Consider the following 15,020-nt stretch of genomic DNA (forward strand, 5'->3'; position numbering starts at 1 on the left):
CCCGAACACAGAAGTTAAGCACTCCCGCGGCGAAAATAGTTGGGCCTGCCCCTGCGAACATAGCACGTTGCCGGGTTTTTCTTTGCCTCTTTTGATAAAAAAAGCAGATATTCAGTGAATAGAATATCTGCTTTTTATATTATTGATGGATCATTTTTTTCGGATCGACGTATGTATCAAATTCCTCTTCAGTCAAATAGCCAAGCTCTAAGATTGCTTCTTTTAAAGTCAGATTATTTTTATAAGCATATTGACTGACTTCACCGGCCTTTTCATAACCAATGACTGGATTCAAACATGTCACCAGCATCAATGAATTATGAAGATTCTTTTCGATAACTTCACGATTTGGTTTTAATCCTTCCAGACAGCGGATCGTAAAGGAATCAATGGTATCACTTAAAAGACGAATGCTTTGATCCATATTATAGGCTATCACAGGCATGAATACATTTAATTCAAAATTTCCCTGGCTGGCCGCAAATCCAACGGCTGCATCGTTGCCCATCACTTGAACTGCCACCATCGTCATTGCTTCACACTGCGTCGGGTTGACTTTGCCAGGCATGATGCTCGAACCCGGTTCATTGGCCGGAATGTCGATTTCATGAATGCCGCAGCGCGGTCCGCTGGCCAGCCATCGAATATCGTTGGCGATCTTCATACAATTGGCGGCCAATCCTTTTAATGCTCCGGATGTAAAGAGACAGGCGTCCTTGCTTGTCAGGGCATGGAATTTGTTTGGATCTGGTATAAATGGCAGATCTGTCATCTTTTTAATATAGTCGATGCAGACCTGATCAAATCCTTCCGGACAATTGATGCCAGTACCTACAGCCGTTGCGCCGCAGGCCAATTCATAAACAAAGTTCAATGCCGATTTCAGCTGGCTTTTACTATGCTCCAGCATCGATCGGTATCCGCTTAGTTCCTGTGAAAAATAGAGCGGTGTCGCATCCTGAAGGTGCGTACGGCCGATTTTGATGATCCCTTGATTTTCTTCTTCCAAACGGTGTAGAGTTTCGATCATCCGGTCCATCTTAGGAAACAGCCGGCGGTTGATTTCCGTAGCAATCATAATATGCAGCGCAGCCGGAAAGGTGTCGTTTGAGCTTTGCGAACAATTCACTGTGTCGTTAGGATGCAGAATTTCTTCTCCTGCGAATTCGTTCCCGATCCCGGCAATCACTTCATTCATGTTCATATTTGTCTGTGTGCCGGAACCCGTCTGCCATACATGCAGAGGGAACTGGTCCGCATATTGTCCATCGAGAATGGCATCACAAACATGGACGATCGCATCGCGTTGTTTTGCATCGATTTTATGAAAATCAAAATTCGCCAGTGCGCAGGCTTTTTTTAAGACCGCAAAACTGCGGATGATCGATCGCGGCATTCGTTCATCCCCGATCTTGAAGTTGTTCAGACTGCGCTGCGTCTGGCTTTTCCAATATTTATCTGCCGGGACTTTCACATCGCCCAGCACATCGTGTTCGATTTTATATTTTTCCATCGTCTGCCTCACTTTTTAAATAACAATACCATAATTCCATACACTTTGAAAACGTTTAGTCATTTTAATAGTCTTGTCTGAAATTTCATGTTATGATAGTCAAAGAAAAGGAAAGAGGCCGTTAATATGCGAATGAAAGAAGCATATGAGGCGTATCTGGACGACTATAATTGTTTAAATGTCTATATATCGAAGAATTTTTTCGAAGGAAAAAGCCGAATATTTCATTTAAAAGATACGCACGATAGGATCATACCGCTGACGATCCAGTCAAGATCCGATTTATATAATGGGTACACCCATTATCAATTATCATTAAATGGAGCCTTGCAGATGGGAGAAGAATACACACTGTATGACGAACACTGTCAGACAACCGTGGTTCGCTATTCTCATATTGTCAAAACCGAGCGCTTTAATGAACAATATAATTATGAAGGCGACGATCTCGGCCTGACATATTCTAAAGAACAATCTATATTTAAACTCTGGTCACCCATTGCTTTACAAATTGTATTATGTCTGAAAAACGGCGGCGAAGCCGAAACGTACCCGATGCATCGTGAAGAAAAGGGTGTTTTTTCTGTCACTGTCCACAAAGATTTATTAAAAGCACGCTATACATTTATGGTCCGGGTCAACGGTAAATGGAACGAGATCGTCGATCCATATACTTCATTTTCGGGACCAAATGCGGAATACAGCGTAGTTTACGATAAATCACTGCTGCATCTGCCGCCGCGTGTGCCGATGGCACCATTGGCGGATAATGTAGATGCGATCATCTATGAAGCCAGTGTCCGTGATATGACCTCTGCCAATGATATTGGTGTTGAAAATCCGAAAAAATTCAAAGGATTTACGGAAGAAAACGAAAACACCCGGGCAAAAAACACGGGATTCAGCTATCTGCGTTCGTTGGGAGTCACCCATGTACAGCTGCTGCCGGTTTGTGATTTCGGCAGTGTTGATGAGGTATATCCAAATATCTTCTACAACTGGGGCTATGATCCGGTCCAGTTCCGCTGTCTGGAAGGCAGTTATTCGACAGATCCACGCAATGCGGTCGCCCGGATCGAGGAATTTGCACAGTTGGTGCATAACTGCCACAAAGCAGGACTGCGTGTCAATTTGGATATTGTCTTTAACCATGTCTATAAGAAAGAAGAATTTTCGCTGGAGAAGCTGGTCCCGAATTACTATTTTCTGATGAATCGGGAAGGTGAATTTTCCAACGGCAGTTTCTGCGGCAACGATATCGATTCGCAGCCGCCGATGGCCCGTAAATATCTAGTAGAAACGTGCAGACGACTGATCGAATGGTTCGATATCGATGGTTTCCGCTTTGATTTGATGGGCATCCTGGACATTCATCTGATGAATGAAATTACGCAGGTGTGCCGAAAGATGAAACCAGGATTTATGATTTACGGCGAAGGCTGGAACATGCCGAGCTTCGTGCCTGAAAATCTGCGGGCTTCGCAGATCAATCAGGCGGAGATGCCGTTTGTCGGACATTTTTCGGACAGCTTCCGGGAAACGGTCCGCGGTTCCAACGCCGATTTGAATCAGCAGGGCTACTCGAACGGAAACTTTGATTTGATTTATTCGATGATGGATCGAATGAGTGCCTCCGGCAATGCGTTCAATGCACCGGGCAAGGTGATCAATTATGTAGAGTGTCACGACAACCATACCCTCTGGGATAAAAACCGGGTCGCCTGCCATGGGGAAGGCCGCGATGTCCGTGAAAAACGTCAGGTACTGGCCAATGCGATGGTGCTGCTTTCTCAAGGCGTACCGTTCCTGCATGCCGGTCAGGAGTTCGGCCGCACGAAGCAGAACTTAGGCAATACCTACAACCGTTCTGACAACTACAACAGTATCAATTATATCCGAAGGGATCATCACATCAGCATCGTCACGGATACGATCAAGCTGATTTCGATCCGCCGGAAATACAGTTGTTTTCGACTGCGCACGGTCGAAGAAACACGGGATCAAACCAGTTTCCAGACCATCGAAAACCGGGTGCTGGTCTACATCTGCGAAAGCAAAGAAGATAAATGCATCAGCTTTTTCAACCCGTCCAACGGATACTATACATACAACTTGGATCATGATGTACAAGTCATCTTTGACAATGGTTCATCCAATACGCATCTGACCCGCAATATTCAGATCGCACCGTATAGTGTCATCGTCTGTGATATGATGAAACAATCTGCTTGACATCGATGGACAGGGTGATATAATCAACGCAAAAAATAAAGGAGAAAACAATGGCAAAATTTTTTGAAGAACCTTCAAGAACGTTTAACGAGTACTTATTAGTACCGGGATACACCGGAGAAGACTGCACACCGGATCGGGTCAGTTTGAAAACACCTTTGGTGAAGTTCCGAAAAGGGGAAGAAGAACCTGCATTGTCTTTAAATATTCCGATGGTATCGGCCATCATGCAGGCGGTCAGCGGCGAGAAGATGGCTTGTGCGCTGGCCCAGGAAGGCGGCGTTTCGTTCATTTACGGAAGCCAGTCGATCGAATCCCAGGCACAGATGATCCGCAATGTCAAAGCGACGAAAGCCGGTTTTGTCGGCAGTGATTCCAATGTCAGTCCGGAATCCACTTTGGCAGATGTTCTGGCATTGAAAGCACAGACGGGTCATTCAACGATGGCTGTGACCGAAAACGGCAAAGCCGACGGTAAATTGGTCGGCATCGTCACCAGCCGTGATTACCGTGTCAGCCGTATGGATCCGGCGACCAAGGTCAAAGAATTCATGACACCGTTTGAGCATCTGATCGTCGGCGGTGAAAACATCACTTTATCCGAAGCCAACGACATCATTTGGGACAATAAATTGAATCAGCTGCCAATCGTGGATAAGGATCAAAAGCTGAAAGCATTCGTGTTCCGTAAGGATTATGAATCGCATAAGGGACATCCGCATGAATTGCTCGACAGTCAGAAGCGTTACATTGTCGGGGCCGGTATCAATACCCGCGATTATGCGGAGCGTGTTCCGGCTTTGATCGAAGCCGGTGCGGATATATTGTGTATTGATTCCAGTGAAGGTTTCTCGGCATGGCAGAAAAACACTATTCAGTGGATCCGTGATCATTATGGCGACAGCGTCAAGGTTGGTGCCGGAAACGTTGTTGATGCGGAAGGATTCCGTTTTCTGGCCGAAGCCGGTGCGGATTTCGTAAAGATCGGTATCGGCGGCGGCTCGATCTGCATCACCCGTGAACAAAAAGGTATCGGCCGCGGTCAGGCGACCGCAACGTTGGATGTTGCCCGCGCACGGGATCAGTACTTCAAAGAAACCGGTATCTATGTGCCGATCTGCAGTGACGGCGGTATTGTCCACGATTATCACATTACATTGGCCCTGGCCTTCGGTGCTGACTTTGTCATGTTAGGACGGTATTTTGCCCGTTTTGATGAAGCCCCGAACAAACTGGTCACGGTCAACGGCAATTATATGAAAGAATATTGGGGCGAAGGCAGTGCCCGTGCCCGCAACTGGCAGCGTTATGATGTCGGCGGCGAACAGAAAATGTCTTTTGTAGAAGGTGTGGATTCGTATATTCCATATGCGGGAAGTCTGCATGAGAACGTCGGACTGACGCTTTCGAAGATATCGCATACGATGTGCAACTGCGGCTGTCTGACCATTCCGGAACTGCAGAAGAACGCCAAAGTGACGCTGGTTTCCCAGACCAGCATCGTTGAGGGCGGTGCCCACGATGTGGTGGTTCGTGACGAAAAGTTTGACGCGCGCAAAAAATAAACAACCAGCTCGATGAATTCATCGAGCTTTTTTCATGATTGTGCTAAAATTGGATTATGAGCAACCAAAGTGATTTATTATTGGATGTCAGTATCCTTTACCGCAGTACACAGAAGTACTATGACCGGATGCTGCAGAAACTGCACATGACGTATGCCCAGCTGCCGATCCTGATCATGATATATGAACAGGAAGGGATCACCATGCAGCAGATCGCCAATCAAGGGGTGTACGACAAGGGCACGATTTCAAAAAATGTAAAGAATCTGCAGACTATGGGATTTATTCGGACGCAGGAATCCAAGAAAGATAAACGAAATAAAGAACTGTATACGACGGATCAGGCAAAGCAGATCATGTTTCACGTTTATGGGATCCGGCGGGATTGGTGGCATCATTTGACCAAAGATATACAGACCGATGAATTGGATCATTTTATCTCGCTGTATCAGACGATGGCGGAAAATGCCCGCAGATATGCGAATACAGAAACTCATCCGATTCATTTTTATCAGTGGCAGAAAGTCAGTCTGGATGCTTATCCGGATCAAGTAGCGACGGTTCTTTCGACCGGCGGCTGCAATTTTCGCTGTCCGGCTTGTGTGAAATCTGATCTGGTTTTTCTTCAGGAGTCGACACAGGAAATTCTGATGGATGACGTGATCGATTATTTAAACAAGCGCAGAGGCATCATACAGGCTGTCAGTATTGAGGGCGGCGAGCCGCTGATGCAGGATGGCATCGCCTACTTTCTGCGGCAAATCAAAACCATGGGCTATAAAGTGAAAATTTCTACGAATGGCTCTTTTCCGGATCGTCTGAAAGAGTTAGTCAATGAACAGCTGGTCGATTATGTATCGATGCGGATCAAGAATGGCCCGCGTCATTATGGCAAAGCGATCGGCATGGATACACATGATGTCAGCGATATTCAAGAATCAGCAGAATTTTTGATACACGGCTCGGTCGATTATGAATTCTGGTGGCAGCCGATCAAAGAATTTCATAATGAAAAAGAAATTCAGGAAATTGCCCAGTGGCTGCAGGGAGCTAAGCGTTTGGTCGTTGCACCGCTGCCTGCCGGGGCACGCATGATTCAGCCGGATCTGCATGGTCTGCCGGCAGAACAAATCAAACAAGCAATCGAAATATTAAGGGGAACAATTCAAGACGTTCAAATGGGGGATTGAAAATGAAAGTCAAAAAGCGTGACGGAAAGCTGGTCGACTTTGATCTGCAGAAAATTAAAGTGGCCATTGCCAAAGCCTTTGCATCGTTAAACAAAACATATGATGATTCGATTCTGGACCTGCTCAGTCTGCGGGTCACAGCAGAATTTCAGGATCGTATCAAGGATGATCAGATTCAAGTCGAAGAAATTCAGGATGCGGTCGAAAAAGTCCTTTCGGTCTCGGGCTATGCCGATGTGGCCAAGGCGTATATTTTATATCGGCGGCAGCGCGAAAATGTCCGCAAGCTGAATACCAGCGAGCTGAATTATAAAAATATCGTCGATACTTATTTAAATGAACCGGATTCCGATCAAACGGATGATACATCTTCTTTATATTCGGTCGGCGGACTGATTTTATCAAATTCTGCCGCAATTACCCGCAACTACTGGCTGTCTGCCGTGTTTGACCAACAAATTGTCCGGGCGCAGCAGAACGGCGATATCTATATTCACGATTTAGATATGTTGACGGGAGACAGTGCCGGATGGTCACTAAAAACATTGATCGAGCATGGTCTGGGCGGTGTCGAAAAGAAAATTTCCTGTCGGCCGCCGAAGCATTTGTTTTCCATCTGCAATCAACTAGTAAACTTCTTAGGAATCATGCAGAATGAATGGGCCGGCGCCCAAAGCATCTCTGGCTTTGATACCTATCTGGCACCGTTCGTGAAAGCGGATCAGCTGGATCAGGCTGCCGTGGATCAATGCATCGAAACATTTATTTACGGTGTAAATATGCCAAGCCGCTGGGGCACGCAGTCACCGTTTTCCTGTATCGGGTTTGACTGGGATGTACCGGAGGTATTAAAAGAGGAACCGGTATGGATCGGCGGAAAAAAAGGTGATTTCTGTTATGGGGACTGTACCCAGGAAATGCGCATGATCCAGAATGCCTTCTTTCGCATCATGGCTTCTGCCGATCAGTCGGGACACGGGTTTCCGTTTCCGATCCCGACCGTCACGATCGGACCAGACTTTGACTGGGACGACCCGAGCGGCCGCTGGCTGTTTCAGGCAGCCGGAACTTATGGTACGCCATATTTTATGAACGGCCGTCTGCAGGATGCAGGCAAGCGTTCATTTGCGGCATGGAGCGAGGATCAGCTCATGAAAAAAACCGGCGGATACTATGGATATCAGGCTGGTTCCGGAAGCATCGGCATGGTAACGATCAATTTACCGAGGATCGCATATCGATCGGAAGATGAAAATGATTTTTTCCGGCAGCTGGAAGAATGGCTGCAGGTATCGATTCGTTGTCTGGATTTTAAACGTCAGGTATTGGAAAAATTGATGCAAGGCGGGTTGTATCCGTATACAGCACGATATATTGAGAATTTTGACCATCATTTTGGTACGATCGGGATCGTCGGCATGAATGAAGCTTGTCAGTTTGCCGGCTGGGTCAATGAAAGTCTGCTGGAGCCGAAAGGCCAGGCATTCGGTCTGAAGGTGCTCCGGTTCATGAATACGCATTTGATCCAGGCTCAGCAGAAAAATCATCACTTTTATAATTTGGAAGCAACACCGGGCGAACATGTTTCCTATTGGTTCGTGGAAAAAGATCAGGAATATTATCCGGAGATGAATGACGAGGGCCGGAAATGTTATACCAACTCGACGGATCTGCCGGTCAACGCCACGGAGGACGTATTTGAAGCGCTGGATATTGAACAGAAGTTCCAGCCATTATACTCCGGCGGCTCGGCATTCCATATTTATCTCAATAAAGCTATCAAAGATTGGAAACATTGCCGAAATCTGGTCCGTCAGGTCATCGATCATTTTGAAATTGTCAATTTTACCGTCTCCCCGTCTTATTCTGTTTGTCCGGAACATGGATACTTGCCGGGCGTGCAGGCGGTTTGTCCGGAATGCGGCGCAAAGACGGAAATCTGGGCTCGGGTTGCGGGTTATTATCAGCCGGTCGAAGACTGGAATGAAGGAAAGAAACAAGAATTTATTCAGCGTAAGAACTTTGTGGTATAGGAGAGTGTATGGAATATAAAAAATTTGATTCTGTTTACGTGGTCCGGATCGACCGCGGTGAAGAAGTAATGGAACAGTTAAAAAAATTTGCGGAGGCCGAAGCCATTCAGACGGCAAAGATCGAAGGGCTGGGTGCAGCCGATCATGTCGAAATGGGATTGTATGATGTCGGCAAACAAGCGTATGAATCGCATACGTTTGATCAGCCGATGGAAATTTCACAAATCAACGGCAGCATCACCCGTGCCGGCGGCGAACCGTATTTTCATCTGCATATCAATGTTTGTGATGAGAAACAAATCAGTTACGGCGGCCATTTGAATGCCTGCCGGATCTCGGGGACCTGTGAACTGTTTGTGACGGTGATCGACGGTTGTGTCGGCCGTCAAAAAGACCCAAAGGGAACCGGACTGAACGTGTTTCAATTTTAAAAAAGACCGGCTGCTAATATGGGGCGAACCCCAAAAGTTGGACAAAATAAGTTATCTAGATTTTAAGGCTTGATTTCTTGCTTCGCAAGGAGTCAGGCCTTTTAATCTGACCTGGATCCTTTCTGTATTGTAATAGGTGATGTATTCTTCCATCGCTGCTTTCAGTTCCTCCAGGCTCTTAAATTCATATTCATGTCCATAGAACATCTCGGTCTTCATCTTTCCAAAGAAATTCTCCATCACACAGTTATCCAGGCAATTGCCTTTTCGTGACATGGACTGTATGATTCCATGCTCCTTCAAGATGGCTCGATACTGCTTCATTTGATATTGCCATCCCTGATCACTATGTAAGATCAAAGCATCGAATTTCGTATGACCAGCGAATGCCTGCTCAAGCATATCAACCGTCTGTTTAAAGTCAGCACTTGATGAAATATTGTATGAAATGATCGTATGATCATAGAGATCCAGGATCGGTGAAAGATAGAGCTTGCCGGCCGCAATGTGGAATTCGGATACATCCGTCGCCCAGATCTGGTTGCTTCTCTCGGTATTAAAGTCACGAACATAAACTATTGTATGATCTTCTTCATCCACCTTTGGATGGAGCAGACGATTCGATACTGTCTCATTGAAATTCCCTCTATAAGATCTATATTTGGCACGCGGTGTGATACCGTAAAGGTCCATTTTCTTCATCAGGCGTTTCACCGTCTTATGATTCACATGAAAACCGTCTCTCTGAAGCTGCAGTACGATCCGGCGATAGCCATATCGCCCTTTAGTTCGGTCACTACTCCCGCGATTTCTTCTTTTCCCGGTTCTCTTTTACCGTAACCAAAGCATTTAATTTTTTTAAGTATGCGTTTTGTATCGTAAGAATCTCGTTCTGCCTGCGAAGATCTGCAATTTCTTTCTGCAGGGCTTCGTTCTTCTGAGGAAGATCCTTCGGTTTCTTCTTTGCCATGGGTTTTCCTGCCTTTCTTCTTTTCAATAACATTATACCCGTTGGCGATATATTCTTTCACCCATCGTGGTAAAGTTCCCTGATTGGAAAGGCCAAGATCCAATGATACGTCTCTCATGGATTCATGTCCGGCAAGTACACGTTCGATCGCTGCTTTTTTGAATTTTGGTGAATAGTAGGTCCAAGAATGTCGGATCTGTTCAATGCCCCAGCGGTCTGCTAAATGAACCATTTATTGTATATTTCTGCTTTTGTCTCATATAAATATTTCATAAAGAAAAACCCCTCCAGTTGGTCGTCCAACTTTTGGGGTTCATTTCAAATATGCAGCCGGTTTTTCCATTGTGATCATTTGAAAATTTTCCGGAAATTCAATGTCTTCTTCCGGCTGATTGCAGTAAATCGTGTCAAACTCGTCCAGCGCACAGAAGCGGCAGGAGCCGAGAACATTCAGTTTCGATGCATCGATCAATAAAGAAGAATGACGGGAATTCTTCATAGCAGCGATCTTGATATCGCGGGTCTCCAATTCAGCGGTATAAGCCAGATTGTTGGCGATATCCAGACCGGCACAGCCGACAAAGCATTTATCAAAAAAGAAATCTTGGATCTGCCGAATGGCCGATGTGCCGACGCTCATCGCATACTTTGGTGCATAGCGGCCGCCGACCACAAATAAATTGCAGGCGGAATTTTCCACGATCCGGGTCGGTACCAGATGATTGTGAGTCACGATAGTGACTGGTTTTTGTTTGATGTAGTCGATCAAGTACATCAGGGAAGTGCCGCCGTCAATAAAGATACAATCGCCGTCCTGTACTTCCTGCGCCGCTGCCTGACAGACACGTCGTTTTTCATCCGCGTGCAGCCGGAATCGACGCTGCATAAATACTTCTTTATCCGGTGTCAGCAGGGCACCTGGATTGACTGGAATGGCACCGCCGTTGATCCGTTTCAGTTTGCCTTGCTGCTCCAGTTCATGCAGGTCCCGGCGGATGGTCGCTTCTGAAACCTGATATGAACGGACCAGTTCATTGGTATACAAAATGTGATCGGATTGCAGCTGGGCAATCAATCGGTTTTTTCGTTCTTTTCCCGTCATAAATACGCCCTTGTTTATCATATCGGATTCTGAATAAAATATCAATTCCCGGCAATTTATGATACGATGAAAGTAACAAAACAGATGAAAGGAGAATCACATGAACGAACGCGCCATGTATCAATTAACATATGGATTGTTTATTCTCAGTGCCGCCGGTGACGGTACACGGGCATCTGATAATGCATGTATCATCAATACTGCGATCCAGGTAACTTCGCAGCCCAACCGCATTTCCATTGCCGTAAACAAATCCAACTATACGCACGATTTAGTGATGAAGAACCGGGCATTTAATGTTTCGGTGTTATCAGAAGAAGCGACGTTTGATTTATTTCAGCGTTTCGGCTTCCAATCCGGCCGGGATGTCGATAAATTCGATGGATTCAAGGAATGGAAACGCAGCGAAAATGGATTAGTCTATGTCACGAAGGGCACCAATGCCTATCTTTCCGGGAAAGTCGTGCAAACGGTCGATCTAGGATCGCATACATTATTTATTGCCGATGTTACAGATATGGACGTCCTGAGCGATGTTCCATCCGCAACGTACACATATTATCAGAATCATATTAAGCCAAAACCGAAAAAAGCAGCGGCCGGCAGGAAGACAAAGAAGGTGTGGCGCTGTAAAGTCTGCGGCTATATCTATGATGGGACGGATCTACCAGCCGATTATATTTGTCCGGTTTGTAAGCATCCAGCTTCCGATTTCGAACAAGTCGAAGTCGAAATTTAGGCTCTCGTAAGAGAGTCTTTTTCAAAAGGAGGGATGACAATGCCATTCAAGATTGTTTACGGCGATATTACGACAATGCAGGTCGATGCGATCGTCAACGCAGCCAACAGCCGGCTTCTTCAGGGCGGCGGAGTATGCGGTGCCATTTTCCGGAAAGCCGGGCCTGCGCGGCTGCAGGAAGCCTGTGATCAGGCAGCGCCGGTAGCCACCGGTCATGCAGCCATTACCCCAGGTTTTGATTTACCAGCGAAATATGTCATTCATGCGGTCGGCCCCATTTATCGTGCCGATCAGGCAGAATTGTGCCGCCGGCAGCTGGCTTCGGCTTATACCGAGTCATTGAAACTGGCTGATGAACATCATTGTGCCGATATCGCTTTTCCGCTGATTTCTTCCGGGATCTATGGATATCCGAAGGCAGAAGCACAAGCGGTGGCTGAAGATGCGATCCGCACTTATTTAAAACAGTCGGATTTGATGGTTTATCTGGTTTTATACGGAGGCGGACGATGAGTCGGAAGCGACGCCGGCATAGACAAAAACGCCGCCGTCTGTTGATGCGTGCATTTCGATCAGCTGGGGTCGTGCCGGTTTTTGAGATTTATCTTGTCTACTTCATCGTGGCAGCGATCATCATTCAATGGGCCGAGCCTTCGATCCATCATATCACCGACAGTCTTTGGTACTGTTTTGCGGTTGCGACAACGAGCGGCTTCGGAGATTATACTGCTGTGACCGCGGTCGGACGGATCGTTTCGGTTTTATTAAGCGTATACTCTATTGCCGTCACGGCAATCTTTACAGCCGTGATCGCGTCGTATTTTATGGATTTGTTTAAACTTGATGCATCTGAAAGTTCAAATGCGTTGATGGATGATCTAGAGAATCTGCCGGAGCTTTCTAAAGAAGAACTGGCTGAATTATCGCAGCGGGTCAAAAAGTTTCGGGAACAATAAAAAAGGGATCATTTTTTGATCCCGTTTTCATTTATTAAACCAGCGACGGTGCCGCATAAACACGGCCGGCCAATTCCTGATTCAGTGCATACAATCCTTTTGGATCGCCTGCATATAATTCATATTTTTTGATCAAATCATCGGCATTCTTTTCTTCTTCGCCTTGTTCCTTGACGAACCAATCCAAAAACTGCAGTGTACGGTAGTCCTTTTTTTCATCTGCAACACGGTAGATTTCGTTGATCAGCGACGTAACGTAGCATTCGTGCTCATAAGCGGCTTTCAGCGGATCGTTCAATGCTTCACACTTCACATCCGGTTTTTGAATGGCATCGAAAGTCACGGATTCACCGTTGTTGAACAGGTAAGTACGCATGAGCATCGCATGGTCGCGTTCTTCTTGTGCCTGCACATCGTACCAGTTCGCAAAACCGTCCAGACCTTTGTCATAGTAGAAGTTGGCAAAATCTAAATACAAATAAGCAGAATAGAATTCTTTGTTGATTTGATCATTCAACAGATTTTTTACTTTGGCATCTAACATGATGATCCCTCTTTTCCGTTCCCATCATACAACAACTGCTTTCCTGGCTCAAGCAAAAGGCTTGATCGTCTGTAAGGCAGAAATCAGAAGCTCCTGGTCTTCCGGCGGCATGCTGCAGTCGCCGATCTGGATCTGCGGTTTGGTCTTGCCGTGATAATCACTGCCGCATGTTTTCAATAAATGATTCGCCTCGGCTGCCTGCCGATAGTAGGCAATTTGTTTTGGTGAGTGATAAGAACTGTATACTTCCATGCCGTCAAAGGGCAGTTTCATCAGCTCATCCAACAACGATTTATCTTCTTTAATATTATTCCCTGGATGAGCCAATACGATTTTCGCTCCCTGACTGCGGTAAATGTCAAAGGCATCGAGCATCGGCATATAGACGATGGGCGCATAAGCGGGTTTTCCTTTTGCGCAGTATTCCCAGAAGAAGTCGACATACGGGCTGGTGCTGTGCATGCCGCCTGGAAAGAACTCTTTTAAATAAGGATTATTTCGGTTGCGGGGATCGGCCATTGCGACTTCACAGACAGTTTCCGCTTCATAGACGCCGTTGGGGCGCAGGGCTTTCAAACGATCATGATCGATAAACAGATGCATTTCATTTTCGATGTAGCGCAGACGTTTCCATCCGGCCTGACGTTCCGCTTCGGTCACTTCGCTGCGGATTTTTTCCCAAACGGGATCATCCGGCTGGATGCCGTAGCCCAGCACATGAAAATCATGATCCGCAAAGACGCAGTCCAGTTCGATGCCTGCAAGCCAGCGAATGCCGCGGCAGTCCGGCGTTTCGCGATAGGCGCGCGTCGTATTGTGATCACAGACTGCAAGCGTGTTCAGACCGTTGGCTTTCGCCAAATCAAAAAGTTCCTGTACTTCTTTCTCACCGTCCAGACTGTATTTGGAATGGATGTGTAAATCGATGGTATTCATTCTTCTTTCTCCGTTTCTATAATTTGATCAATGGGCAGCTGGGCTTTCACGGTGGCTGGCAGCGAAGTTGTGACCAGGACGTCGAAATCGCTGAAATCGGCATACTGCCAAGCTGCTTCCTGTTCGAATTTACCAGCTGCTGCAGCCAGGATCTTTTGCTTGGAACGATGCATCACGATTTGATCGAGGATCACCTCGACCGGTGTGCCGTTGGCCGGTCCATTTACTCCTTTGCATCCGTCCATGCCAAGAATACACGTATCAAACCGCATGGTCTGTACCATTTGAAGGGCGTAATCTCCCACAAGCATATGTCCTTTTTTGTAGAGTTTTCCGCCCAACGCATAGATCGTATGCCGGCTGCTGAATCCTGCCCGAACCAATTCATAGCTGTCTGTGACGATGGTCAGATCGCGCTTGGTTTCAAGGAAGTGCATCAAGGGCAGGACCGTACTGCCGCCGTCGATGTAGATCATTGCACCGTCATGGATAAAGGGCAGTATTTTTTTTGAAATAGCACGCTTTTCATGGTTGTCTTCCTGATAGCGGACCGTGATCGGCGGATCGGTCTTGAGCGGACGTATGACCGCACCGCCATGAATGCGCAGGATCGATCCTTTTTCCTCTAGAAAACGAAGATCCGTACGGATGGTTTCGGGTGTCACATGATAACGTGCAGCCAGCTGTTCGACCGTTGCCTGCTGTTCGGTTTGGATTTGTTTTTCAATAGCTTTTCGTCGTACATTATTTTTCTTTGCCATAGGATTCCTCGCTTTGATTGTATACGGTTTAATGAAATTATATAGGAA

General features: G+C 46.4%; 15 protein-coding genes. 8 read left to right on the forward strand and 7 right to left on the reverse strand.

What is annotated here, in order from left to right:
- Positions 1-139: 139 nt before the first annotated feature.
- Entirely contained in the window at positions 140-1,513 is a 1,374-nt protein-coding gene (gene fumC, locus HNQ47_RS05760; RefSeq protein ID WP_183328447.1) for a class II fumarate hydratase, read from the reverse strand.
- A 126-nt stretch (positions 1,514-1,639) separates the two neighbouring features.
- Here fumC and pulA point away from each other — a divergent pair, with 126 nt between their 5' ends.
- From pulA to HNQ47_RS05785, 5 genes are read left to right on the forward strand one after another with little or no spacing between them, the layout of a single operon-like run.
- Positions 1,640-3,745, forward strand: coding sequence for a type I pullulanase (pulA, locus tag HNQ47_RS05765; protein ID WP_246346081.1), 2,106 nt, complete (start codon positions 1,640-1,642; stop codon positions 3,743-3,745).
- Positions 3,746-3,795: 50 nt separating this feature from the next.
- Positions 3,796-5,310 (forward strand): IMP dehydrogenase, encoded by a 1,515-nt coding sequence (locus HNQ47_RS05770; RefSeq protein ID WP_183328448.1) that lies wholly within the window; start codon positions 3,796-3,798, stop codon positions 5,308-5,310.
- Positions 5,311-5,366: 56 nt separating this feature from the next.
- Entirely contained in the window at positions 5,367-6,500 is a 1,134-nt protein-coding gene (locus tag HNQ47_RS05775) for an anaerobic ribonucleoside-triphosphate reductase activating protein (protein WP_183328449.1), read from the forward strand.
- 2 nt (positions 6,501-6,502) lie between these two features.
- Positions 6,503-8,533: a ribonucleoside triphosphate reductase gene (locus HNQ47_RS05780; RefSeq protein WP_183328450.1), complete on the forward strand. Its 2,031-nt coding sequence runs from the start codon at positions 6,503-6,505 to the stop codon at positions 8,531-8,533.
- Positions 8,534-8,541: 8 nt separating this feature from the next.
- Positions 8,542-8,964: a PPC domain-containing DNA-binding protein gene (locus HNQ47_RS05785; RefSeq protein ID WP_183328451.1), complete on the forward strand. Its 423-nt coding sequence runs from the start codon at positions 8,542-8,544 to the stop codon at positions 8,962-8,964.
- Between the two features lie 51 nt (positions 8,965-9,015).
- On the opposite strand, the gene HNQ47_RS05790 is transcribed toward HNQ47_RS05785, so the two are convergent.
- From HNQ47_RS05790 to HNQ47_RS05800, 3 genes are all read right to left on the reverse strand, one after another.
- Entirely contained in the window at positions 9,016-9,726 is a 711-nt protein-coding gene (locus HNQ47_RS05790; RefSeq protein WP_183328640.1) for an IS3 family transposase, read from the reverse strand.
- Positions 9,690-10,166, reverse strand: a complete 477-nt coding sequence (locus HNQ47_RS05795) for a helix-turn-helix domain-containing protein (RefSeq protein ID WP_183328452.1) — start codon at positions 10,164-10,166, stop codon at positions 9,690-9,692. The genes HNQ47_RS05790 and HNQ47_RS05795 overlap by 37 nt, the downstream gene beginning before the upstream one ends.
- A gap of 81 nt (positions 10,167-10,247) precedes the next feature.
- Complete coding sequence (locus HNQ47_RS05800; protein WP_183328453.1) at positions 10,248-11,036, reverse strand: DeoR/GlpR family DNA-binding transcription regulator; 789 nt, start codon at positions 11,034-11,036, stop codon at positions 10,248-10,250.
- 100 nt (positions 11,037-11,136) lie between these two features.
- Here HNQ47_RS05800 and HNQ47_RS05805 point away from each other — a divergent pair, with 100 nt between their 5' ends.
- Genes HNQ47_RS05805 through HNQ47_RS05815 form a run of 3 tightly spaced genes read left to right on the forward strand, consistent with a single transcriptional unit; the run spans position 11,137 to position 12,731 of the window.
- Positions 11,137-11,775, forward strand: coding sequence for a flavin reductase (locus HNQ47_RS05805; RefSeq protein ID WP_183328454.1), 639 nt, complete (start codon positions 11,137-11,139; stop codon positions 11,773-11,775).
- Positions 11,776-11,814: 39 nt separating this feature from the next.
- On the forward strand, positions 11,815-12,288 hold the full coding sequence (locus HNQ47_RS05810) for a macro domain-containing protein (protein ID WP_183328455.1): 474 nt from the start codon (positions 11,815-11,817) through the stop codon (positions 12,286-12,288).
- Complete coding sequence (locus tag HNQ47_RS05815) at positions 12,285-12,731, forward strand: potassium channel family protein (protein WP_183328456.1); 447 nt, start codon at positions 12,285-12,287, stop codon at positions 12,729-12,731. Before HNQ47_RS05810 ends, HNQ47_RS05815 begins: the two co-directional genes overlap by 4 nt.
- Positions 12,732-12,765: 34 nt before the next feature.
- Here the strand turns inward: HNQ47_RS05815 and HNQ47_RS05820 are convergent, their stop codons facing one another.
- Genes HNQ47_RS05820 through HNQ47_RS05830 form a run of 3 tightly spaced genes read right to left on the reverse strand, consistent with a single transcriptional unit; the run spans position 12,766 to position 14,972 of the window.
- Positions 12,766-13,275 carry a ferritin gene (locus HNQ47_RS05820; protein ID WP_183328457.1) on the reverse strand — a complete coding sequence of 170 codons (510 nt, stop codon included), beginning with the start codon at positions 13,273-13,275 and terminating at the stop codon, positions 12,766-12,768.
- A gap of 48 nt (positions 13,276-13,323) precedes the next feature.
- Complete coding sequence (locus HNQ47_RS05825; RefSeq protein ID WP_183328458.1) at positions 13,324-14,211, reverse strand: PHP domain-containing protein; 888 nt, start codon at positions 14,209-14,211, stop codon at positions 13,324-13,326.
- Positions 14,208-14,972 (reverse strand): DeoR/GlpR family DNA-binding transcription regulator, encoded by a 765-nt coding sequence (locus HNQ47_RS05830; protein ID WP_183328459.1) that lies wholly within the window; start codon positions 14,970-14,972, stop codon positions 14,208-14,210. Before HNQ47_RS05830 ends, HNQ47_RS05825 begins: the two co-directional genes overlap by 4 nt.
- Positions 14,973-15,020 lie beyond the last annotated feature (48 nt).

Source organism: Catenisphaera adipataccumulans (assembly GCF_014202755.1).
Classification (GTDB): domain Bacteria; phylum Bacillota_I; class Bacilli_A; order Erysipelotrichales; family Erysipelotrichaceae; genus Catenisphaera; species Catenisphaera adipataccumulans.

Excerpts from the sequence above, each read along its gene's own strand:
- HNQ47_RS05770 (WP_183328448.1), top strand. The coding sequence starts at position 3,796 with ATGGCAAAATTTTTTGAAGAACCTTCAAGAACGTTTAACGAGTACTTA.
- HNQ47_RS05785 (WP_183328451.1), top strand. The coding sequence starts at position 8,542 with ATGGAATATAAAAAATTTGATTCTGTTTACGTGGTCCGGATCGACCGC.
- HNQ47_RS05810 (WP_183328455.1), top strand. The coding sequence starts at position 11,815 with ATGCCATTCAAGATTGTTTACGGCGATATTACGACAATGCAGGTCGAT.
- pulA (WP_246346081.1), top strand. The coding sequence starts at position 1,640 with ATGCGAATGAAAGAAGCATATGAGGCGTATCTGGACGACTATAATTGT.
- fumC (WP_183328447.1), bottom strand. The coding sequence starts at position 1,513 with ATGGAAAAATATAAAATCGAACACGATGTGCTGGGCGATGTGAAAGTC.
- HNQ47_RS05780 (WP_183328450.1), top strand. The coding sequence starts at position 6,503 with ATGAAAGTCAAAAAGCGTGACGGAAAGCTGGTCGACTTTGATCTGCAG.
- HNQ47_RS05800 (WP_183328453.1), bottom strand. The coding sequence starts at position 11,036 with ATGACGGGAAAAGAACGAAAAAACCGATTGATTGCCCAGCTGCAATCC.
- HNQ47_RS05820 (WP_183328457.1), bottom strand. The coding sequence starts at position 13,275 with ATGTTAGATGCCAAAGTAAAAAATCTGTTGAATGATCAAATCAACAAA.
- HNQ47_RS05805 (WP_183328454.1), top strand. The coding sequence starts at position 11,137 with ATGAACGAACGCGCCATGTATCAATTAACATATGGATTGTTTATTCTC.
- HNQ47_RS05795 (WP_183328452.1), bottom strand. The coding sequence starts at position 10,166 with ATGGTTCATTTAGCAGACCGCTGGGGCATTGAACAGATCCGACATTCT.
- HNQ47_RS05815 (WP_183328456.1), top strand. The coding sequence starts at position 12,285 with ATGAGTCGGAAGCGACGCCGGCATAGACAAAAACGCCGCCGTCTGTTG.
- HNQ47_RS05825 (WP_183328458.1), bottom strand. The coding sequence starts at position 14,211 with ATGAATACCATCGATTTACACATCCATTCCAAATACAGTCTGGACGGT.
- HNQ47_RS05830 (WP_183328459.1), bottom strand. The coding sequence starts at position 14,972 with ATGGCAAAGAAAAATAATGTACGACGAAAAGCTATTGAAAAACAAATC.
- HNQ47_RS05775 (WP_183328449.1), top strand. The coding sequence starts at position 5,367 with ATGAGCAACCAAAGTGATTTATTATTGGATGTCAGTATCCTTTACCGC.